Genomic DNA, 20,003 nt, shown 5'->3' on the forward strand with positions numbered 1-20,003 from the left:
TCCATCCCTCGCCGCTGACGAGAGAGCTGCTACTCTCTCCCAGCGGTTCATTCTCGCCTCTTCGCAATGAATGTCATAAGACAAGCGCGTCGCATAAGGCCGATCGAGCGCGGCGCGCTTTAGGCGCAGCGGCGCTCTAAGCCAGCCTGTCGAGCAGCGGCTTCAGCCGGTCGCCATAGCGCTTCCACAGATCGACCGAGCCCTGATACATCGGCTGGCGCACCTGCGCGGCGGACGCCGTGCGCACCGGCCGATCGGTCTGGTGGAACGACAGCACGGCGTCATCCCATGGCAGGCCGAGATGGGCGATCAGCGCCCGCGACTGGCCTTCCTGGTCGGCGACGAAATCCTCGTAGCGAACGTCGTGCACGACATCAGGCAGCACGGCGTGCCAGTGCGCCATGATATCGGTGTAGAGATTGTGGAAATCGGCGAGCTCGTCGAGATCGTAGCCGTAGCGATGGCTGTCGCCGCGGAAGTGCACCTTGTAGATCGACAGGCAGGTCGCCGCCGCATCGCGCGCGCAATGGATGATCTTGGCCTTCGGCAGCATCATGTGGATGAAGCCAACCAAGAGGAAATTGCCGGGCATCTTGTCGGTGACGTGCCGAAAACCCGGATAGCGGGCGTGCAGCATGTCGAGATAGGCTTGGCCCGCCTCGGCATAGGCCTTGTCGGGCATGTCGGCGATGCCCCAGGGAAAGCCGCCCTTCATGCCGAGCGGAAACTGCTTGCCTACCGCCGTCTTCAATATGCTGAGCTCGCCCGCGCCATAGGCCTGCGGATGGCTGGCGATGATCTGCTCGACCAGCGTGGTGCCGGAACGCGGCATGCCGACAACGAAGATCGGCGCATCGTCGGCGATCCCGCTCGGCCTGTGCTTTTCAAAAAAGGCCTTGTCGAACACCGCCTTCATCGCCTCGAACTCGCCGCGCGTCTTGCCGGCGTCGTAGTCGATGCCCTGGCGGCGGATCGCGTTGCCTTCGGCGAAATAGTCGAAGGCGCGGCCATAATCCCTGAGGTCGTCATTGGCCTTGCCGAGGCCGAAGGAAAGCTGCATGCGCGCCAGGCTGCCTTGCGGCGCCTTGGTGTGCTCCGCCTCCATGCGGGCAAGCTCGGCGTCGCGCTCCTTCTGGCGCTTGACCTGGGTAAGCATCAGCCAGGCCCTCGCCATACCGGGGTCCACAGCCAGCGCCTGCCTGAAAAGATCGGCAGCCTCGTCGAGATTGCCCTTTTCCATCAGCCCGACGCCCAGGCCGTGCAAAAGATCGGCATCCTTCGGCCGGATCGTCAGCGCCTCGCGAAAAACAGCCAGTGCCTCATCCAGCCGGCCCGCTTCCTGCAGCGTTTCGGCAAGCCCGACGCGGGCGCGGACATGGAACGGGTTGCGGCCGATCGTGCCGCGATAAATATCTTCGGCGCCTTCGAATTGGCCGAGCTGCTTCAGCGACGAGCCGAGATTGTCACGCGCCGCCAACTGGTCCGGCCGAATCGCCACCACCTTGCGGAAGAGATCGGCGGCGGCCGCTACCCGGCCGAGGTCGCGCAGCACGGTGCCGAGATTGTTGAGGAAATCCGGATTGCTCGGCTGCAGACGCACCGATTGTTCGATCAGCGCCAGCCCCTCGGCGCTGCGCCCGGTCTGGTGCAGCAGAAGCCCGAGGAAATGCGCAGCAGCCGGGTGGTTGGCCTTTTGCGCCAGCACCTGTCGGTAAAGCGCCTCGGCTTCCTGCCGGCGCCCCGCCTGGTGCAACTGCAGCGCCTGCTGCACGTGCTGGTCGAGCCCCAGTGGCGGCTGTCCGCCTGAGCCGTAACGTGCGCCTGCCGTTTGTCTCGGATCTCTGTTGATGGGAAACCTGCCGTGTTGTCCGCCTGCCGCGATCTAGGCCATCGCTGCGGCACGTGCAAGAGCAGACGGCGGTCGCTACGAAGCAAACCTCCGAACTCGGGGAGCTTACCGAAAGTCGGCCGGCGTCAGCACATACATGTTCTTGCGGCCGTGCGAGTAGGCTTGGCGCGCAATCTCGTGGATCGACGAACGCTTGGCGTCGAAGGCGCTGAGAAATTCGGCCTCGGCTCCGCTTGCTGCCGGGTTTGCCGCCGAAAGTGCCGCAACCTCGACAAAGAACGGGACTTCGAGCATGCCGTCATGGCCGACGAAACGAATGCGCTTGGCCGCCGCGTCATAGGAGCGGCTGGGGTTGGGAAAACTGAGCGTCATGGTTGCGCGTCAAATCAGGCGGTTGCTTTCGGCAAGCTGGCGCGCCCGCCGCGCTGTTCCGTCGGTGTCGGCAATTCTTCGCCTCGCCGCCTCGTCGCTTCTTATAGTGAGGCGCGGCGACAAGACCTTTATCGGCTTGGTGACGGGACTGACTGCAACTGTCGGGACATCAGGTGTTCTTGCGGAATTCATCACTCACATCCTTTGATACCTGGATAAATACAAATGCCGGAGGAATTTTTCCGGAAGTTCTTCAAACAATTTTTGAGGTGCACCGGGATCGTATCATCGTTCTGCAGATAACTATAGAAAAGTAATTTTACGTTGGTAGGGGTAAGAGGCCGAAAACTTCTTGAATAAGCCGTATTTTCAGACTAGTGGTAATGAAACCGTTTTGGGTCATGCTTGGCCCCGCGGCGTCAGGGGTTCTCGGCCCGCCAAACTTATCCAAATCGCCGACACCTGGTACCGCAATGCAGGCTCCGCTTCCGGGGCAGGCCGGAAAGAAACTTCAAGGCACGAGAACTTCAAGGCACAAGCGAGAACTTCGAGGCACAAGAATGTCTGCTCGCACCACCCATTCCATCGCGCATTTCGCGGCACCTTTCGTGCTTGGCGGGCTGGATGGCGTGCAGCCGGCCGGCGACTATGACATCGACCACGACGAAGAACTGATCGACGGCATGTCGTGGCCTGCCTGGCGCCGCGTCGCCACTTTCATCCATCTGCCGGCAAGGACGGTGAAAAGCGCGACCAGCCAGCTTGTCGCCGTCGACCATGCCGAGCTCGACGCAGCGCTTCAGCACGACCAGGAGAACGCCACATGATCCGCTTCCAGCAGAGTGCGCGGCGCACGGACACGCCGGCGCATATCTTCACCGTCGGCCAGACCGTCCGCATGAAGAGCCGCACCGGCCTTGCCCAAAAGACCGCGGAGCTGTTCCAGATCAAGAGCCGGCTGCCGGTCAAGGACGGCTCGCCGCAATACCGCATCCGCAGCGATCAGGAGACCTATGAGCGGGTCACCACGGAAGACAATCTCGAACCGGTCGACAACCCGGCCAGTTGAGCCGAAAGCAATCCGCAACACGTATAAGGGATCAGAAAATGGCCAAGGGTCAACAGCGCAGCAATCGCGAGACACGCAAGCCCAAGAAGGACAAGGTGGCGGCAAAACCGGCCTCGCCCTTCGGCTCGGCGGTCAAGCAGGCGGAGACCGCTGTGAAACCCAAGTCCAAAGGCTAGGGTTCGATCGCACGACAATCTGCCTGGAGGCGTGCTTGAACTTCGTCATCGAGTTCTACCGCTCGCGCGATGCCGATGAAGCGATACTCGATCGAGTGTCGCTGGAGGCACCGAACCTGCGCGCCGCCCTGCAAGGCGCCGCCACGCTACTTCACACGCTGATGATGCCGCAGATCCCCGATCGCCTGCGCATCTCCAACGAGGACGGCGCCGAGCTCTACGTCGGCCCCGCCGATGGTGCCTATCCGGAGGAACAGTGAGGCCGGTGCGCTAGCACGGCCCATCATCGACGACCCGATAGTCCGCCGCGCGGGCCTCGCATTCGTTGGGGAATGTGCGCAGTTCGCCATGGCGACGGGCACAGACCGGGCGGTATTCGCGGGTGCAGAATGTCTGCTCATCACCGCCACCACCACCGCCGCGGCACTCGCCCTCGCGAATGATGCGATATCCGGCCCGTTCGGCAAGGCAGGCATTGGCGAAGGTCTGGCGGTCGCCACCGCGCCGGGCGCAGACCGGGTCATATTGCTTGGTGCAGAATTGCGGGCCCGGCCGTGGCGGGCGCGGCCCCGGCCCCTCATCCACCACGACGGTGCAGGCTGCGAGAATTGCCGACAGGAACAGGATGGAAAAAACCTGCCGCGGAAAGATTGCCGCAAGAAGCCGCATCAATGTTCCCTCCCTCGAAACTCCTGCCTGCACAATGGTGCCTGCGTCCGGCCGATCCTCGTCATTCCGCTGCCAAATGCAACCCCTGTTTGCAACTGGCGAGCCAGGGCGGTATGCCGGCGCAAGCCAAGATAGCACCTGCCCCGCTTGCTGGACCATGCCTGGGTGAAGTCTGGCCGATGACCGCGCGGAGAACCGGGACTATCGGTGCGATGGGTCGGGATGCGCCTGTTGGGCACCCCGCGGCTCTATCTTGCAAGCATCACGTTTCCGTGCGATAAATTTTGTGTTCGGGCATTTGCGACCCGGAGAGCGGAACGTTTTGGACGACCTTTCCCCGATACTGTGAATCTCTGACAGCCCCGTTTTCGGCGGGGGGTTTTACCATGCGCCAATGCATGACTGCCGAAGCAACCACCGGGACTTGCCCACGGCGCCAGGCGGCGGGCGGAACCACCAAGACTGACACGGGTGAAGGAGTTTCCCCAATGGCCCAGACCGGCACCGTTAAATTCTTCAACGCGACCAAAGGCTTCGGCTTCATCACGCCCGATGGCGGCGCCAAGGATGTGTTCGTCCACATCTCGGCGATCGAGGCTTCCGGGCTGCGCACGCTCGTCGACGGTCAGAAGGTCACCTTCGATGTCGAGCCCGACCGTATGGGCAAGGGTCCAAAAGCGGTCAATCTCCGCGCTGCCTGAACCACAGCGTGCCCCGCGTCCTTTCGGGGTGTGAGGATGCTGCGCGGCTTTTGGAGTGAACTTGAATTCTGTAAAGGCGCGGCGGTTTTCGTCGCGCCTTTTGTGTTCCGGGATGCTTGCCGGCGCTCGCAAAACTTTCTCTTGCCGATGACACTAAAATAAAGGACAAATTTCCGTCCGGGCATTTGCCGGCCCGAGACTGGACTTGTGGGATCAAAGGAGCTTCCCATGCCGCAGACCGGCACCGTCAAATTCTTCAATCACGCCAAGGGCTTCGGCTTCATCACGCCGGACGACGGGGCAAAGGATGTCTTCGTCCATATTTCGGCCGTGCAGGCGTCGGGTCTTCCCGGTCTTGAGGATGGGCAGAAAGTGACATTCGACACCGAGCCGGACAAGCGCGGCAAGGGTCCGAAAGCCGTCAACCTGTCGATCGGCTGAACCGGCCCTGGACAGAATGGACGTGGGCCGGTCTGGCCTGCGGTTTTTGCCGCACGCTTGAACCGTCCAGTTAGATGAAACCGCCTGGTCAAATTCGTTCAGCCCCCGTTCAGCCACGGTCGCCTATTAATCTTCGTTAAAGCCGGACCGCATCCCCCGAAAACGACCCGGGCCGGCACGAAGGAGACCGACATGAACCGAATTTTCAAGACTGCCATCCTGTCCGCTGCGGTCGTTGCGACCACGTTTGCGACCTTGCCCGCGGCCAGTGCCGATGAATGGCGCCATCACCGCCGTCACCACGGCCACGGCGACGCCGTTGCGGCCGGCGTCCTCGGCCTTGCGGCAGGTGCCCTGATCGGCGGTGCGCTCGCCAGTCCGCAGCCCCGCTATTACGACCCGGCCTATGATGATGAATACTACAGGCCTGCCCCGGTGCGCCGTTATTACGTGCAGCCGCGAGTGGCCTATGCCGAAAGCTATGCGGAGCCCTGGACCCGCGGCTGGTACGAATACTGCTCGGACCGCTACCGGAGCTTCAACTCGCGTACCGGCACGTTCACCGGCTATGACGGCGAACAGCATTTCTGCACCGCCAATTAACGGAGGCAGTTTCCGCCGGAAAAAAGCGCGGTCGCACAGGCCGCGCTTTTTTTGTTTCCGGCAAGCGGTTTCAGATCAGGAACGGATTGCTCCGCCGCTCCTCACCAAAACGGCCGCCGGGACCATGGCCGCAGATGAAGCCGATGTCGTCGCCCAACGGCAAAAGCTTCTCCTTGATCGAGGCGATCAGCGCGGCGTGGTCGCCGCCCGGCAGATCGGTGCGGCCGACCGAACCGCGGAACAGCACGTCGCCGACATGGGCGAACTTCGCGGCCCGGTTATAGTAGACGACGTGGCCGGGTGCGTGGCCCGGACAATGGATCACCTCAAACACATGTGAGCCAAACGAAACGGTCTCGCTTTCGGCAAGGAACCGGTCAGGGACACAGTTGCGCACGGGATCGGTGATGCCATAGCGCTTCGCCTGGTTCTCGAGATTGGCGAGCAGCGGCCGGTCGGCGGCATGCGGGCCGATGATCTCGATACCGAGCGCCTCTTTCAGCTCCATGGCCCCGCCAGCATGGTCGATATGGCCATGCGTAATCCAGATCGCGCCGGCAGTGATCGCATTGTCCTCGAGCGCCGCCAGCACCTTGTCGATGTCACCGCCCGGATCGACGACAACGCCTTGTCTGTCGTCCATGTCGAAGAGGATGGTGCAGTTCTGCTGGAACGGCGTGACCGGCACGATGCCGGCGTTGAGCTGACCCATATTCGTCCTTTCACGCTGTCGGAGCGCTGCGCGTCCCCTCGAACGCGTCAGGAAAGCTCTAACCTTGAACCAGGCCCTGATGTAGAGACACACGCGAACGGCGTCCACCGTTCCCACAACGGCAAACGAAATGGGCGGCCGAAGCCGCCCATTTGAAAACCTGAAACGTCGAAGCTTATTTCTTCATCGCGTTCATGACCGCACCGATGATGCCGGTCAGGATGGCGCCGCCGCCGGCACCGCCAACGATATTTGAAATGTTCAACGCGCTGCCGGCTCCTGCCGCCGTGGCGGCTGCTGCCGGATCGACCGAGCCACCCAGCAGACTGTTGAGGATGGCCGCACCGCCGACGCCGCCGACAGCGCCGCCCAGGATTTTGGTAAGCTGCCCCATCGCCGCGGTCTTGATAGCCGCACCCACCGCCTGACCACCGATGATGCCCGTAATCACCTGAATAATGATCGGAAGAAGCGTGTTCATATCCATATTTCCAGTCCCTCCATAGCTGCCAGCCTCCCAGGCCGACGCCATCATGAGACGCCGAATTGAATGAAAGTCAAATGCGCAAACGCTTAAATAAAAGGGGCGGCCCGAAAACCGCCCCTACTTGATAAAAAACCTGTGACTTTCGTTATTCTGCAGCAATCGCGTGCTTGGGTTGAACCGCCGCAGAATAGTCGTTCATCAATGTCTTGGCGATATCGCCGACCTCGAATCGGTAGGGACCGATCTCCGAAACCGGTGTCACCTCGGCCGCCGTCCCGGTGAGGAAGCACTGCTGGAAGCCTTCAAGCTCCTCCGGCATGATGGCGCGCTCGATCACCTCCAAACCGCGGTCCTTGGCAAGGCCGATGACCGTGCGGCGGGTGATGCCGTCGAGGAAGCAATCGGGCTTGGGCGTATGGATCTTGCCGTCCTTGACGAAGAAGATGTTGGCGCCTGTCGCTTCCGCCACCTGGCCACGCCAGTCGAGCATCATGGCGTCGGCATAGCCCTTGGCCTCGGCGGCATGCTTGGACATGGTGCAGATCATGTAGAGGCCGGCCGCCTTCGATTTCGACGGTGCGGTGCGCGGGTCGGGGCGGCGCCATTCGGCCATGTCGAGGCGGATACCCTTGAGCTTCTGCGCCGGATCGAAATAGCTCGGCCACTGCCAGATGGCGATGGCGCAGTTAATCCGGCTGTTCTGCGCGGAAACGCCCATCTGTTCACTGCCGCGCCACGCGATCGGCCGGACATAGGCGTCCTGGAAACCTTGCTTCTTCAACAGCGTGCGGCAGGCGTCGTCGATCTCGGCGACCGAGTAGGGTATCTTGAAGCCAAGCAGGCGCGCCGATTCATGCAGGCGTTCGGTGTGGTCGGTCAGCTTGAAAATTTCGCCGCCATAGGCGCGCTCACCCTCGAATACCGCGCTGGCGTAATGCAGCCCGTGGGTCAAGACGTGGATCTTGGCGTCGGCCCATTTGACGAATTCGCCGTTCATCCAGATAAAGCCGTCCAGTTGGTCGAAGGGAACGGATGCCATGGTAACCTCCCGCGGGCGGCAGCCCGCACATCATTGTGTCATTGCGTGTTTCGTTTCGGCCGCTGCAGGCGGCCATTGTCTTAAAGCGTAGGCGGATATTTAAGGTCTGGCAAACTCAGGAAGTTCCGGAAAAAACAGCTTCGCTTGCCTTTTCGTTCGCAATCCGCCGAAAAGCTTGCCAAAAATTACCATCGCGCGGAAAATACGTCAATAGTGCTGACATAATTTCCTGCTTCACACGGAGAAAAGATGACGAGCCACGTAGCCGCAGAGCCGATCAGGACGGCGATCACCGACGAGGACGGCATCGATTTCGCCATCATCGAGTTGTTCTTCTTCGCCTATCGCGACTTTACCTCCGATCCGGACCAGATCCTGGCCGATTACGGTTTTGGCCGCGCCCATCATCGGGTGTTGCATTTCGTCAATCGCCGGCCCGGGCTGACGGTCGCCGAACTCCTCGACGTGCTCAAGATCACCAAGCAGAGCCTGGCGCGCGTGCTCAAACAACTGATCGACACCGACCATATCGTGCAATTGCAGGGCCCTCGCGACCGCCGCCAGCGCGAACTCTACCCGACGGCCAAAGGCCGTGCGCTGGCGCTGGCGCTAGCGCGGCCACAGTCGCGCCGCATCCATGCTGCATTGGAAGATTCCGGAGCCACCGAACGCGCCGTTATCGAACGGTTCCTGGAAGCGATGGTCAATCCGGAACTAAGGGCGCAGATCGACATTGTGCCCGCAAAGATGTCAGGGAAAAGCCATGGAGACCATTGAGAGGGTTGATCATCCGACAGCACCGGAAGACGACGCGCCGCATCTGCTGGTGGTCGACGACGACACCCGAATCCGCAATCTTCTGAAACAATATCTGACCGAAAACGGCTTTCGCGTTACCGTCGCCGGAAATTCCGGCGAGGCGCGGCGCAAGCTCGCCGGCCTCGATTTCGATCTGATCGTGCTCGACGTCATGATGCCGGGTGAAAGCGGCGTCGATCTCACCAAGGCGCTGCGGGCGGAGAAAAACGTGCCGATCCTGATGCTCACCGCACTGTCCGAAACCGACAGCCGGATCACCGGGCTCGAGGCCGGCGCCGACGACTATCTGCCAAAACCGTTCGACCCGCGCGAGCTGATCCTGCGCATCAACAATATCCTGCGCCGCGGCGGCCCCGCGACGACGCCCAAGGTCGAACAGCTGGTCTTCGGCCCCTATACGTTCCAGATCGCCAGGCGTGAGCTGAAGCGCGGCGGCGAGGCGCTCAAGCTAACCGACCGCGAGCAGGAGATCCTGGCGATCTTCGCAGCGCGTGCCGGCGAGACGATACCGCGGCATGAGCTTGTCGGCGACGAGTCCGAGGTCGGCGAACGCACGATAGACGTCCAGATCAACCGGCTGCGCCGCAAGATCGAACGCGATCCGTCCAATCCGGTCTGGCTGCAGACGGTGCGCGGTATTGGGTATCGGCTCAGCGTGGAATAGAATGCCGCCGACAGCGGTCCTTTGCCGGGCCGCCGGTGAGCGAAAAGACGAATGGCGACCACGCAACTCGAACGGCCGGGAGATGGCGGCTTGAGCGCTCGCGCGACGCGGGCGCTCAAGGCCGTGCCGCGCGCTTGGAACCGTTTCTGGCGCCTGGTGTCGCTTTACATGCCGAAGCGGCTCTATGCCCGCTCGCTTATCATCGTCATCGCGCCGATGATCATGCTGCAGTCGGTCGTCGCCTTTGTCTTCATGGAGCGCCACTGGCAGACCGTGACGCAGCGCCTGTCGCAGGCCACGGTGCGCGACATCGCCGCCATCATCGACCTGATAGAGACTTATCCGCACGATGCCGACTATGCCAACGTCATCCGCATCGCCCAGGATCGCATGCAGTTGAAGGTCGACCTCCTACCGCCCGACCCGCTGCCGCCACCCGGGCCAAAGCCGTTCTTCTCGATCCTTGACGAGATCCTTTCGTCCGAGATCACTCGCCAGATCAACCGTCCGTTCTGGATCGATACGGTCGGCAATTCCAATATCGTCGAGGTCCGCGTCCAACTTGAGAACAAGGTGCTGCGGGTCTTCGTGCGCCGCAGCCAGGCCTATGCGTCGAACACCCATATTTTTCTGATCTGGATGGTCGGCACCTCACTGGTGCTGCTGATGATTGCCATTCCTTTCCTGCGCAACCAGATCCGGCCGATTCTAACGCTGGCCGAGGCGGCCGAGAGCTTCGGCAAAGGCCGGCCGATGCCGCGCGATTTTCGCCCGCGCGGCGCCGAGGAAGTCCGCCGCGCCGGCTTTGCCTTCATCCAGATGCGCGAACGCATCGAACGCCAGCTCGAGCAGCGCACGGCCATGCTGAGCGGCGTCAGCCACGATCTGAGGACCATCCTCACCCGCTTCAAGCTGCAATTGGCACTGGCCGGGACCAAGGCGGCCGACACCCAGGCACTCGACCAGGACATCGACGACATGCAGTCGATGCTGGAAGGCTATCTTGCCTTTGCACGCGGCGAAGCGTCGGAAGACGCCGGTCAGTTCGATCTCGAAGCCTTCTTCGATAAGCTTCGCGAGGAAGCCGCGCTGCGCAAGCGCAAGCTATCGACCGTGCTTGTCGGCGATCCGCACGTCCATGTGCGCCCCAATGCCTTTGCCCGGCTGCTGTCCAACGTCGTCGGCAATGCATTCCGCTATGCCAAGACGGTGGAGATCAATGCCAATCATGGTCGCGGTTCGCTGCTCGTCACCATCGACGATGACGGTCCGGGCATTCCGCCCGAAAAGCGGGAGGATGTATTCAAGCCTTTCGTGCGGTTGGACGAGGCCCGCAACCTCGACGCCAGCGGCACCGGCCTTGGCCTCTCCATCGCACGCGATATTGCACGCAGCCATGGCGGCGACATCGTCCTTGAGCGCAGCCCGCTCGGCGGCCTGCGGGCGGTGATCAAGGTTCCGGCTTGACGGCAGCGAGACCCGGCCGTTCATCGGCCCGTCATGAAACCATGGTGAAGAGCGCCAATGAAGCGCGCGATCATGATTGATTCGGCCCTGCGGCCTCATTTCGACCCCGCGCCTGCCCGGGTGCGCTGGTGCGACGCCAGAGCTGCGGCGTGGTCGCCGCTCAGGCGTCGCGGCGAGGCAATCAAGCTCTCCGCCAAGGGACCGCCATGCGCATCCTGATGGTCACCGACGCCTGGCGCCCGCAAGTCAACGGCGTCGTCCACACGCTGGAGCGCCTCTCGGAGACCCTGAAATCCTTCGATGTCGAGACGGACTTCCTGACGCCGAACATCTTTCGCACCCTGCCGCTGCCGACCTATCCGGACATCAGGCTGGCGCTGACGACGCCGCACCGCGTGGCGCAGCTGATCGAGGCACGCAAGGTGGACCACATCCATATCGTCACCGAAGGACCGCTCGGCATTATGGCCCGGCGCTACTGCCGCAACGCCGGCCGCCCGTTCACGACCAGCTATCACACACGTTTTCCGGAATATCTGAGCGCGCGCCTGCCGGTGCCTGAAGCATGGGCCTATCGCTGGCTGCGCGATTTCCACAATTCAGGACAGGGCACGCTGGTCGCGACCCAGTCGCTCGCCGACGATCTTGCGGCGCGCGGCTTCACCAAGCTCCGCCCATGGACGCGCGGCGTCGACACAGATCATTTTCGACCGGATAAAAGAAGGGACCTGGGATTTCCCGGACCGATCTTCCTCTGCGTCGGCCGCGTCGCGATCGAAAAGAACCTGCCGGCCTTTCTCGACCTCGACCTGCCCGGCAGCAAGGTGGTCGTAGGCGAAGGGCCGGAATTGGCGAAGCTGAAGGCCAGATATCCCGATGCCCATTTCCTCGGCCATCGCCCGAACGACGAACTGGCCGAGATCTACGCCTCAGCCGATGCTTTCGTCTTCCCCAGCCGCACCGACACATTCGGCAACGTCATCATCGAGGCGCTGGCCAGCGGCACGCCGGTCGCAGCCTATCCCGTCACCGGACCGATCGATATTGTGGGTGACGGCATCGGCGGCGCGGTATCAGACGACCTGCGGCAAGCAGCGCTCGCCGCCCTTCACGTCGACCGCGCCGAGGCGCGGCAACGTGCTATGCGCTACAGCTGGAAGGCCTGTGCGGAAATGTTCATGGAAACGGTCAAAGAAGCGCTGGGTACCACGCGTAAACTAGCCGCCTGAGCAAAAGCGCAGTTAAAACAATCTGCCGCCGTCCGGCACCCTGCGCTCGATCGCGCCAAGGACGACGGCGCCCTCTTCATCGGGAAAGCCGAGCGTCAGCACTTCCGACATGAATGGCCCGATCTGACGCGGCGGGAAATTGACCACAGCGAACACCTGCCGGCCGATCAGGGTTTCGGGCGTATAGTATTTCGTGATCTGGGCCGAGGATTTCTTCACCCCGATCACGGGACCGAAATCGATTTTCAACTTGATCGCCGGCTTGCGCGCCTCGGGAAAAGGCTCGGCCTCGACGATCGTGCCGGCGCGGATGTCGACGCGGTCGAAATCGGCAAAGCTGATCTCGGGTTTTCGCGCGTTGCTCAAACTCATCGACTATCAGGCGTTTCCGTAGGTTTCGAACAGCACGCCGGCCAACGCATCCTTGGCCGAAGTCCCCGACCAGACGACGAACTGGAACGCCTGGAAATAGCATTCGCAGGCCTCCAGCGCCGACGACAGCAGCACCTCGACCTGCTGGCTCGACGGCTCGACCCCACCTGCCAGCAGCAGCGACTGGCGGAACATGATGGCGCCTTCCTGCTCCCAGAGATCGAAATGGCCAAACAGCATCTGTTCGTTGATCAGCGAAAGCAGCCGCATCACCTCGAGCGCGCGCGCCTCAGGCACCTTGATGTCGAAAGCGCAGGCCAGGTGCAGCGCCTCGTAGTCCTCCATCCAGGAGAATGAAACGTGGTAGTCGGTCCAGCTTCCGGCAACCGAGATCGAGATCTCGTCGTCGCCGGCCCGTTCGAAGGACCAGTCGTTGTTGTGCGCCACCTGCTCGATAACATCCACCGGATGGATTTCGCGGGAGAATTCGAGTTCGAGAAGTTCCATGAAATGCTTCCTGTCGTTCTGGGAGCGCCACCACACGCTCCGCGGGAGAGGCACACTCGAACAATTCTGCCTAGAACTCGGACGGCCAGGACTTCGTCAACGCAAAGACCCCGGACCGGACCCCACCGCCCGGCGCATGACCCTGCTCCGAATCATGCAACAAATTCAGTCTATTGATCGGGAGTCGCGTGACCAGCCCAATTTTTCGCACTGCGTCATTCGCATGTGGAAAGGCGCTGTCACAAAGATCCACGCAGTACCGGTAAGCGATTCACGACAAAGCGCTTTTTGCGATCCGGCTTTGTGGAAAAGTTTACGATTTATTTCTTATTATTTTTTTGCACGCGGCTTTGCCGCAGCCGCAGGCGCTACTTGACCGGTCAATTCGGCAAGCCTGGCCTCGAGCGCCTCGATGCGAGCGGCGAGGCGGGTGTTTTCTTCCCTGGCCTTCGCCGCCATGTCGCGAGCGGCCTCGAATTCCTCGCGCTGCACCACGTCCATGGAGTTGAGTATGCGCTCGGCCTGGCCCCTGAAGGCGGTCTCCACCTCGCGCCGCACGCCTTGCGCGGCACCGGCTGCGTCGGTCATCAGCTTGGCGAATTCATCGAGAATGCGGTTCGGTCCGGTCGCCATGGCAAATCCTCGCTTGGTCGAATTGACGTAGTGGCGCACGATGCGGAATGCAAGCACACGCTTGCCTTGACCCTGCCAAAACCCTGCCGCATGGTCCGCGCCCGAACCTGATCGGAACCGGGAGACCCTGTTGAGCGAATATTTGCTGCCGCTGGCTGCCCTGCCCTTCCCCAACATCGATCCGGTCATCGTCCGGATCGGACCGCTGGCGGTGCATTGGTACGGCGTCGGCTACATCGTCGGCATTCTGTTCGCCTGGTGGTATGCCAAGCGCCTCGTCACCAACCCAAAACTGTGGCCCGACGGCACCCTGCCGATGAAGCCCGTCGACCTCGACGACTTCATCGTCTGGGCAGCCATCGGTGTGGTGCTCGGCGGACGCACCGGCTACGTGCTGTTCTACGATCTGCCGCGCTACATTGCCAATCCGCTCGATATCGTCGCCGTCTGGCAGGGCGGGATGTCGTTTCATGGCGGCCTGCTCGGCGTCATTCTCGCGATGACGCTGTTTTCCCGGTCTCGCGGCATCCACACATGGTCGCTGTTCGACGTGGTTGCCGCCGGCGTGCCGGTGGGGCTTGGCCTCGTTCGCCTGGCAAACTTCATCAATTCCGAACTGTGGGGCCGGCCGACCGACGTTCCATGGGCATTCAAATTCCCCAATGGCGGCCCATTTGCACGCCATCCGAGCCAGATCTACGAGGCGCTCCTCGAAGGGCTGGTGTTGTTCCTTGTCCTGCGCTTCCTCACCCATTCGCGGCTCAAGCTGAAGACGCCGCGCTTCGTCGGCGGCGCCTTCATCGCCGGCTATGGCGCCTCGCGCATCTTCGTCGAATTCTTTCGCGAGCCCGACCAGCAGCTTGGCTACCTCCTTGGCACGAGCTGGCTGACCATGGGAATGGTGCTGTCACTGCCGATGGTGCTGGCCGGCATCTGGGCGATGGCTACAGCTAAGCCGGTGACAAAACCGCAGCCGGCATGACGCGGCTGAAGACCCGCATCGCCGAGCTGATCGGTGCGGTGGGACCGATCCCCATCAGCGAATACATGGCGCTCTGCCTGTTCGATCCGCAGGACGGCTATTATACGACACGCGAGCCGTTTGGCGCCGCCGGCGACTTCGTCACCGCGCCGGAGATCAGCCAGATGTTTGGCGAGCTGGTCGCCATCTGGCTCTACCAGGCGTGGTTGGCGATCGGCCGGCCGACGCCGGTCGCCATCGCCGAAATAGGCCCCGGCCGCGGCACGCTGATGAGAGATATGCTGCGCACGCTTTCGCGGCTCGATCGGACGCTTACGACCAGCGCATCGTTCGCCTTGATCGAGACCAGTCCGCGGTTGACCGAAGTCCAGAAACGGACGCTTGCCGGGACGTCGGCCACCATCGCCTGGCATGGGGCCGTCGACACACTACCGCAGGGGCCGCTTCTGATTGTTGGTAACGAGCTGTTTGACGCGGTGCCCATCCGCCAGTTCGTCCGCGCTGGAGCCGGCTGGCGCGAACGGATGATCGGTCTCGACAATGCGAACCGGCTGCGCTTTTTCGTCGGCGCCGGCTCGCTCGACCCGATGCTGCTGCCGGAGGGTGCCGAGAATGCGCCGCAAGGTGCGATCGTCGAGGTGGCGCCAGCCCGCGCCGCCCTGATGGCGGCCATCGCCGGGCGACTTGCCGGATTTGGCGGCGCCGGCCTGTTTCTCGACTACGGTCACCTCCAGCCCGGGATCGGCGACACCTTGCAGGCCTTGCGCAAGCACGGTCATGAGGACGTGCTGGCCAATCCGGGGCAGGCCGATCTCACCGCCCATGTCGATTTCGCTGCCCTCGCGGCAACCGTTCGGGCACACGGCCTCGATGCCCACCTCTCCACGCAAGGTGAATTCCTGCTCAAGATGGGGCTTCTCGAACGGGCAGGCCGGCTCGGCGCCAATGCCGATGAGGCAGCTCGCGAACAGATCGCGGCCGACGTCGAGCGCCTCGCCGGCCCGCAAGCCATGGGCGAACTCTTCAAGGTGCTTGCCGTCCTCCCCGCCGGCATTGCCGTTCCGCCGTTTCCAAGCACGGATTGACTTTTCGCTGCCGCATCTCCCACTCTCCCATCTCCGACTAGCGCCCGACATCAACTGCGCCAGCCTTCAACTTACCAACTGCGCCCGTCTTCAACTCACCCGTCTTCAACTCGCCCGTCTTCAACTCGCTTGACGAAATCGCCCATACGGACAACAAAGCCCCCATGCTGAATCAGACCAAACCGGATCCCGTTCGGTCGCGCTTGCTGGAAACGGCGCAAGGCGTCCGCCACGGCTACTTCACACGCGTTGGCGGCATTTCCAGCGGCATCTACCGGGGCCTCAACATCGGCACCGGCTCGAACGACGACCAGACGCTGGTGCGCGAGAATCGCCGCCGGGTCGCCGAATGGATGGGCGTGCCTGCAAACCATCTGCTGACCGCTCACCAGGTTCATTCGCCGGACGTCGCCATTGCCAGGGAGCCTTTTGCCGGCGAGCGGCCCAAGGCCGACGCCATTGTCACCGATCGGCCGGGCATTGCCGTCGGCGCCTCGACCGCCGATTGCGGACCGGTCCTCTTCGCCGACGCCGAGGCGCGCATTATCGGCGCCGCCCATGCCGGCTGGAAAGGCGCTTTCACTGGCGTGCTGGAAAACACCGTCGCGGCAATGGAGAGCCTCGGCGCCAGGCGTGACCGCATCGTCGCAGTGCTCGGTCCTTCCATCGGCCCACAGAATTACGAGGTCGGACCGGAATTCGTCGCCCGCTTCGTCGACGCCGATGCTCGCAATACCCGCTATTTCGCGCCCTCCGCAAATGCCGGACATGCGATGTTCGATCTCAACCGCTACACGGTCGACCGGCTGACCAAGGTTGGCGTCAGCGCCGAAGGGCTTGGCCGCTGCACCTATGCCGAGGAAGAGCTTTTCTACTCCTATCGGCGCAGCACGCATCGCAACGAGCCCGACTACGGGCGGCAGGTTTCGGCAATCGTTTTGGAGACTGACTGATGGCGCTGCATTTCGAACGCTCGGAATTCGACGCGCGGCGCGATCGACTGATGATCGAGATCGCCGAAAAGAAGCTCGACGCCGTCCTGCTGTTTGCCCAGGAAAGCATGTATTGGCTAACCGGCTACGACACGTTCGGCTTCTGCTTTTTCCAGTGCCTGGTGGTCAAGGCCGACGGCTCGATGGTGCTGCTGACGCGTTCGGCCGACTTGCGCCAGGCGCGCCACACCTCGATCATCGACAACATCGTTTTGTGGACGGACCGCAACGGCGCCAATCCGGCGGTCGACCTGCGCAATCTGCTCAACGAGCTCGACCTGCTCGGCGCCCGCATCGGCGTCGAATACGATACCCACGGCCTGACGGCCTATAATGGCCGGCGCCTCGACGAGCAGTTGCAGACCTTCGGGCAGATCGCGGATGCCTCCGGCATTGTCAGCCGGTTGCGGCTGTTCAAGAGCCCGGCCGAAATCGCCAAGGCGGAAAAAGCCGCCAATCTGGCCGACGACGCGCTGGACGCAGCACTGCCGCTGATCAAGCAGGGCGGCGATGAGGCGCTGATCCTGGCCGCCATGCAAGGTGCGATCTTTGCTGGCGGCGGCGATTATCCGGCCAACGAGTTCATCATCGGCTCCGGCGTCGACGCCCTGCTTTGCCGCTACAAGGCCGGTCGCCGCAAGCTCACCAAGAACGACCAGCTGACGCTCGAATGGGCCGGTGTCTTCCACCACTATCATGCGGCAATGATGCGCACGGTGTTGACCGGCAAGGTATCGAAACGCCACCAGGAATTGTTCGATGCCGCACGCGCCGCGCTACTTGCAGTCGAGAAGGCGATGACACCCGGTAACACGTTCGGCGACGTGTTCGACGCCCATGCCCGCACGCTCGAAGCCCACAATTTGACCAAGCACCGGCTCAATGCCTGCGGCTATTCGCTCGGCGCCCGCTTCACCCCGTCCTGGATGGATATGCCGATGTTCTATCAGGGCAATCCCGAACCGATCGCGCCGAACATGACGCTGTTCGCCCATATGATCATCATGGACTCCGAAACCGAAACCGCGATGACGCTTGGCCGCACCTATCTGACGACCGAATCCCAGCCGAAGCCGCTGTCTCGCCATGATCTCGACTTGATCGTGCAGTGAATCCATAATGGACAGAGTGTGAGGGGCGTTCGTCGCCAAGGAGTTTTCAGGCTAATGAGACGATCGCATGTGACGACCGTGTCATTGCTCGTGGCGCTGGCACTGGCGGCTTGCACCAACGCGAAGGACGTTCTCGAACCCTCGGCCATCGCCCCGCAATCGACGCAATCGCTCTCCGGAGCCGGAGGTGCCGCAACGCCCCCGTCAACTCCGGCGCAGCCTGCCGGCACCGCGCAGACTGCAGATACAGCGCAGCCTTCCGCTGCAGCAGCCGTGCCGCCCGCCAAAAGCGCCGCTGCTATTGCGCGGACCCGGCTGCAGGTGGCGCCGATCGTCGGCGCCTCGGTAGAGGCCGCGACACCGCTGACCGCCGAGCTTCAGACACGTGCCAGACAGCGCGGCATTACCTTGGCCGGCAGCACCGACCAGACTCCCACGCATGTGCTCAAGGGCTATTTCTCGACCATGTCGGAAGGCAAGGACACCACCGTCATCTACGTCTGGGACATCTATGACCCGGCCGGCAACCGGCTGCATCGCATCAATGGCCAGCAGAAGGCGCCCTCCGTTGGTGGCGGCGAAGGCTGGGCGGCGGTGGCGCCGGCGACCATGCAGGCGATCGCCGACCAGACAATCGACCAGTTCGCCACCTGGCTTGGCGGTGGCGCCGGCTGACCTGGAGCATGATTCCGAAAAGTGGAATCCGGTTTTCGGAAAGATCATGCTCAGACTGAAAGATAGAGCTATCCCGATTCCGTCGGCATTGAAGTGGACCTATCGCCGCATCGTCAAGCCGTAAGCGTTTATTGAGATTAGCCGGCGGATTCCCATTCACGACGCTTGCAATACCGGCGCGGGCCGCTAAAAGCCCGACTAAGAGGCTGGAGTGTCTATCGGAGTCTCTCAATCCTTCGCCAGGAACGGTGCATGAAGCTCTTCGCGGGCAATTCCAACAGGGTGCTGGCCGAATCAGTCGCCCGCTACCTCAACATTCCGCTGGGCAAGGCCAGCGTCAGGCGCTTCGCTGACCAGGAAATCTTCGTCGAGATACAGGAGAATGTGCGCGGCGAGGACGTGTTCATCCTGCAGTCCACCTCGTTCCCGACCAACGATCATCTGATGGAACTGCTCATCATGATTGATGCCTTCATGCGCTCCTCGGCCAAGCGCATCACTGCGGTTATTCCTTATTTCGGCTATGCCAGGCAGGATCGCCGTGCCTCTGGCCGCACGCCGATCTCGGCCAAGCTGGTCGCCAACATGATCACGAGGGCGGGCGTCGACCGGGTGCTGACCCTGGATCTCCATGCCGGCCAGATTCAAGGCTTCTTCGACATCCCGACCGACAATCTGTTTTCCGTGCCGGTCATGGCCCGCGACGTGAAGGCGAAATACAAGCAGCTTGCCAATGTCATGGTGGTGTCGCCAGATGTCGGCGGCGTGGTCCGCGCCCGCGCGCTCGCCAAGCGCATCGATGCCCAGCTTGCCATCGTCGACAAGCGCCGCGAGCGCCCCGGCGAATCGGAAGTCATGAACGTCATCGGTGACGTGCGTGGCAAGGATTGCCTGTTGATCGACGACATCATCGATTCGGGCGGCACGCTGTGCAATGCGGCCGATGCGCTGCTTGCAGACGGCGCCACCAGTGTCACCGCCTATACTACCCATGGCGTTTTGTCCGGCGGCGCCATCGCCCGCATCGGCGCCTCGAAACTGCAGGAACTGGTCATCACCGATTCCATCCAGCCGACCCAGGCAGTGCTGGACGCCGCCAATATCCGCGTCATCTCCATCGCCGAACTGATGGGCGAGGCGATCTCGCGCACGGCGACCGAGGAATCGGTGTCGAGCCTGTTCGATTAACGCTTGTCGCGCAAAAGTGTGCAGCGGTTTTGCGACAACGACATGCATAAAACAAGAACGCGTCGCATGAGGCCGGTCGAACGCGACGCGCTTGTCTTATGACATTCATTGCGAAGAGGCGAGAATGAACCGCTGGGAGAGAGTAGCAGCTCTCTCGTCA

At 62.3% G+C, this 20,003-nt stretch carries 27 protein-coding genes; 17 read left to right on the top strand and 10 right to left on the bottom strand.

The genetic code is table 11. The annotated features are described in order from the left end of the window. Nucleotides 1-136 precede the first annotated feature (136 nt). The 3 genes from NKJ40_RS30170 to NKJ40_RS30180 all read right to left on the bottom strand — a co-directional run bounded on the left by NKJ40_RS30170 (nucleotide 137) and on the right by NKJ40_RS30180 (nucleotide 2,413). Complete coding sequence (locus NKJ40_RS30170; RefSeq protein WP_352469160.1) at nucleotides 137-1,771, bottom strand: tetratricopeptide repeat-containing sulfotransferase family protein; 1,635 nt, start codon at nucleotides 1,769-1,771, stop codon at nucleotides 137-139. A 183-nt stretch (nucleotides 1,772-1,954) separates the two neighbouring features. Further along, on the bottom strand, nucleotides 1,955-2,221 hold the full coding sequence (locus NKJ40_RS30175; RefSeq protein WP_352469161.1) for a DUF1488 family protein: 267 nt from the start codon (nucleotides 2,219-2,221) through the stop codon (nucleotides 1,955-1,957). A gap of 9 nt (nucleotides 2,222-2,230) precedes the next feature. Further along, nucleotides 2,231-2,413, bottom strand: coding sequence for a hypothetical protein (locus NKJ40_RS30180; RefSeq protein ID WP_352469162.1), 183 nt, complete (start codon nucleotides 2,411-2,413; stop codon nucleotides 2,231-2,233). Nucleotides 2,414-2,781: 368 nt separating this feature from the next. Between NKJ40_RS30180 and NKJ40_RS30185 the strand changes: the two genes are divergently transcribed. The 4 genes from NKJ40_RS30185 to NKJ40_RS30200 are packed head-to-tail and all read left to right on the top strand — an operon-like array spanning nucleotide 2,782 to nucleotide 3,726. Continuing rightward, nucleotides 2,782-3,048 (top strand): hypothetical protein, encoded by a 267-nt coding sequence (locus NKJ40_RS30185; RefSeq protein ID WP_352469163.1) that lies wholly within the window; start codon nucleotides 2,782-2,784, stop codon nucleotides 3,046-3,048. After that, nucleotides 3,045-3,290 (top strand): hypothetical protein, encoded by a 246-nt coding sequence (locus NKJ40_RS30190; RefSeq protein ID WP_352469164.1) that lies wholly within the window; start codon nucleotides 3,045-3,047, stop codon nucleotides 3,288-3,290. The genes NKJ40_RS30185 and NKJ40_RS30190 overlap by 4 nt, the downstream gene beginning before the upstream one ends. A gap of 38 nt (nucleotides 3,291-3,328) precedes the next feature. Continuing rightward, a complete protein-coding gene (locus tag NKJ40_RS30195; RefSeq protein ID WP_023719175.1) occupies nucleotides 3,329-3,466 on the top strand; it encodes a hypothetical protein in 138 nt (45 codons plus the stop codon). A 35-nt stretch (nucleotides 3,467-3,501) separates the two neighbouring features. Further along, complete coding sequence (locus tag NKJ40_RS30200) at nucleotides 3,502-3,726, top strand: hypothetical protein (RefSeq protein ID WP_352469165.1); 225 nt, start codon at nucleotides 3,502-3,504, stop codon at nucleotides 3,724-3,726. Nucleotides 3,727-3,736: 10 nt separating this feature from the next. Here NKJ40_RS30200 and NKJ40_RS30205 read toward each other — a convergent pair whose 3' ends face one another. After that, nucleotides 3,737-4,135: a Kazal-type serine protease inhibitor family protein gene (locus tag NKJ40_RS30205; protein WP_352469176.1), complete on the bottom strand. Its 399-nt coding sequence runs from the start codon at nucleotides 4,133-4,135 to the stop codon at nucleotides 3,737-3,739. A 488-nt stretch (nucleotides 4,136-4,623) separates the two neighbouring features. On the opposite strand from NKJ40_RS30205, the gene NKJ40_RS30210 reads away from it, so the two are divergent. The 3 genes from NKJ40_RS30210 (at nucleotide 4,624) to NKJ40_RS30220 (ending at nucleotide 5,880) form a co-directional block, all read left to right on the top strand. Then, nucleotides 4,624-4,836 carry a cold-shock protein gene (locus NKJ40_RS30210; RefSeq protein WP_006202520.1) on the top strand — a complete coding sequence of 71 codons (213 nt, stop codon included), beginning with the start codon at nucleotides 4,624-4,626 and terminating at the stop codon, nucleotides 4,834-4,836. Nucleotides 4,837-5,064: 228 nt separating this feature from the next. Continuing rightward, nucleotides 5,065-5,277 (top strand): cold-shock protein, encoded by a 213-nt coding sequence (locus NKJ40_RS30215; RefSeq protein ID WP_006202521.1) that lies wholly within the window; start codon nucleotides 5,065-5,067, stop codon nucleotides 5,275-5,277. A 192-nt stretch (nucleotides 5,278-5,469) separates the two neighbouring features. After that, on the top strand, nucleotides 5,470-5,880 hold the full coding sequence (locus tag NKJ40_RS30220) for a BA14K family protein (protein WP_352469166.1): 411 nt from the start codon (nucleotides 5,470-5,472) through the stop codon (nucleotides 5,878-5,880). Nucleotides 5,881-5,950: 70 nt separating this feature from the next. On the opposite strand, the gene NKJ40_RS30225 is transcribed toward NKJ40_RS30220, so the two are convergent. From NKJ40_RS30225 to NKJ40_RS30235, 3 genes are all read right to left on the bottom strand, one after another. After that, nucleotides 5,951-6,592, bottom strand: coding sequence for an MBL fold metallo-hydrolase (locus NKJ40_RS30225; RefSeq protein ID WP_352469167.1), 642 nt, complete (start codon nucleotides 6,590-6,592; stop codon nucleotides 5,951-5,953). 175 nt (nucleotides 6,593-6,767) lie between these two features. Next, nucleotides 6,768-7,079 carry a hypothetical protein gene (locus NKJ40_RS30230; protein WP_352450492.1) on the bottom strand — a complete coding sequence of 104 codons (312 nt, stop codon included), beginning with the start codon at nucleotides 7,077-7,079 and terminating at the stop codon, nucleotides 6,768-6,770. Between the two features lie 145 nt (nucleotides 7,080-7,224). Continuing rightward, a complete protein-coding gene (locus NKJ40_RS30235) occupies nucleotides 7,225-8,118 on the bottom strand; it encodes a branched-chain amino acid aminotransferase (RefSeq protein ID WP_352469168.1) in 894 nt (297 codons plus the stop codon). A gap of 249 nt (nucleotides 8,119-8,367) precedes the next feature. Between NKJ40_RS30235 and NKJ40_RS30240 the strand changes: the two genes are divergently transcribed. The 4 genes from NKJ40_RS30240 (at nucleotide 8,368) to NKJ40_RS30255 (ending at nucleotide 12,297) form a co-directional block, all read left to right on the top strand. After that, nucleotides 8,368-8,895, top strand: coding sequence for a MarR family winged helix-turn-helix transcriptional regulator (locus NKJ40_RS30240; protein ID WP_352469169.1), 528 nt, complete (start codon nucleotides 8,368-8,370; stop codon nucleotides 8,893-8,895). Continuing rightward, the gene (locus NKJ40_RS30245) at nucleotides 8,882-9,601 is read left to right on the top strand and encodes a response regulator (RefSeq protein WP_023678415.1); all 720 of its coding nucleotides are present in this window, start codon (nucleotides 8,882-8,884) and stop codon (nucleotides 9,599-9,601) included. The genes NKJ40_RS30240 and NKJ40_RS30245 overlap by 14 nt, the downstream gene beginning before the upstream one ends. A 51-nt stretch (nucleotides 9,602-9,652) precedes the next feature. Continuing rightward, a complete protein-coding gene (locus NKJ40_RS30250) occupies nucleotides 9,653-11,068 on the top strand; it encodes an ATP-binding protein (RefSeq protein WP_023678416.1) in 1,416 nt (471 codons plus the stop codon). A gap of 206 nt (nucleotides 11,069-11,274) precedes the next feature. After that, on the top strand, nucleotides 11,275-12,297 hold the full coding sequence (locus tag NKJ40_RS30255; protein WP_352469170.1) for a glycosyltransferase family 4 protein: 1,023 nt from the start codon (nucleotides 11,275-11,277) through the stop codon (nucleotides 12,295-12,297). Nucleotides 12,298-12,309: 12 nt separating this feature from the next. Here the strand turns inward: NKJ40_RS30255 and NKJ40_RS30260 are convergent, their stop codons facing one another. The 3 genes from NKJ40_RS30260 to NKJ40_RS30270 all read right to left on the bottom strand — a co-directional run bounded on the left by NKJ40_RS30260 (nucleotide 12,310) and on the right by NKJ40_RS30270 (nucleotide 13,809). Next, the gene (locus NKJ40_RS30260; RefSeq protein WP_352469171.1) at nucleotides 12,310-12,669 is read right to left on the bottom strand and encodes a tRNA-binding protein; all 360 of its coding nucleotides are present in this window, start codon (nucleotides 12,667-12,669) and stop codon (nucleotides 12,310-12,312) included. A 6-nt stretch (nucleotides 12,670-12,675) separates the two neighbouring features. Beyond that, entirely contained in the window at nucleotides 12,676-13,176 is a 501-nt protein-coding gene (locus NKJ40_RS30265) for a type III secretion system chaperone family protein (protein WP_023678420.1), read from the bottom strand. Between the two features lie 330 nt (nucleotides 13,177-13,506). Further along, a complete protein-coding gene (locus NKJ40_RS30270) occupies nucleotides 13,507-13,809 on the bottom strand; it encodes an accessory factor UbiK family protein (RefSeq protein ID WP_352469177.1) in 303 nt (100 codons plus the stop codon). Between the two features lie 130 nt (nucleotides 13,810-13,939). Here NKJ40_RS30270 and lgt point away from each other — a divergent pair, with 130 nt between their 5' ends. The 6 genes from lgt (at nucleotide 13,940) to NKJ40_RS30300 (ending at nucleotide 19,843) form a co-directional block, all read left to right on the top strand. After that, complete coding sequence (lgt, locus tag NKJ40_RS30275) at nucleotides 13,940-14,791, top strand: prolipoprotein diacylglyceryl transferase (protein WP_352469172.1); 852 nt, start codon at nucleotides 13,940-13,942, stop codon at nucleotides 14,789-14,791. Then, the gene (locus NKJ40_RS30280) at nucleotides 14,788-15,876 is read left to right on the top strand and encodes a class I SAM-dependent methyltransferase (protein WP_352469173.1); all 1,089 of its coding nucleotides are present in this window, start codon (nucleotides 14,788-14,790) and stop codon (nucleotides 15,874-15,876) included. Before lgt ends, NKJ40_RS30280 begins: the two co-directional genes overlap by 4 nt. A 164-nt stretch (nucleotides 15,877-16,040) precedes the next feature. After that, on the top strand, nucleotides 16,041-16,829 hold the full coding sequence (pgeF, locus tag NKJ40_RS30285) for a peptidoglycan editing factor PgeF (protein WP_352469174.1): 789 nt from the start codon (nucleotides 16,041-16,043) through the stop codon (nucleotides 16,827-16,829). Beyond that, the gene (locus NKJ40_RS30290; protein WP_023678425.1) at nucleotides 16,829-17,980 is read left to right on the top strand and encodes a M24 family metallopeptidase; all 1,152 of its coding nucleotides are present in this window, start codon (nucleotides 16,829-16,831) and stop codon (nucleotides 17,978-17,980) included. The genes pgeF and NKJ40_RS30290 overlap by 1 nt, the downstream gene beginning before the upstream one ends. Before the next feature lie 54 nt (nucleotides 17,981-18,034). After that, nucleotides 18,035-18,655 (top strand): hypothetical protein, encoded by a 621-nt coding sequence (locus NKJ40_RS30295; RefSeq protein ID WP_352469175.1) that lies wholly within the window; start codon nucleotides 18,035-18,037, stop codon nucleotides 18,653-18,655. 252 nt (nucleotides 18,656-18,907) lie between these two features. Continuing rightward, nucleotides 18,908-19,843, top strand: a complete 936-nt coding sequence (locus NKJ40_RS30300) for a ribose-phosphate pyrophosphokinase (RefSeq protein ID WP_254819191.1) — start codon at nucleotides 18,908-18,910, stop codon at nucleotides 19,841-19,843. Nucleotides 19,844-20,003: the final 160 nt, after the last annotated feature.

This window comes from Mesorhizobium sp. M0119 (assembly GCF_040322615.1).
Lineage (GTDB): Bacteria > Pseudomonadota > Alphaproteobacteria > Rhizobiales > Rhizobiaceae > Mesorhizobium.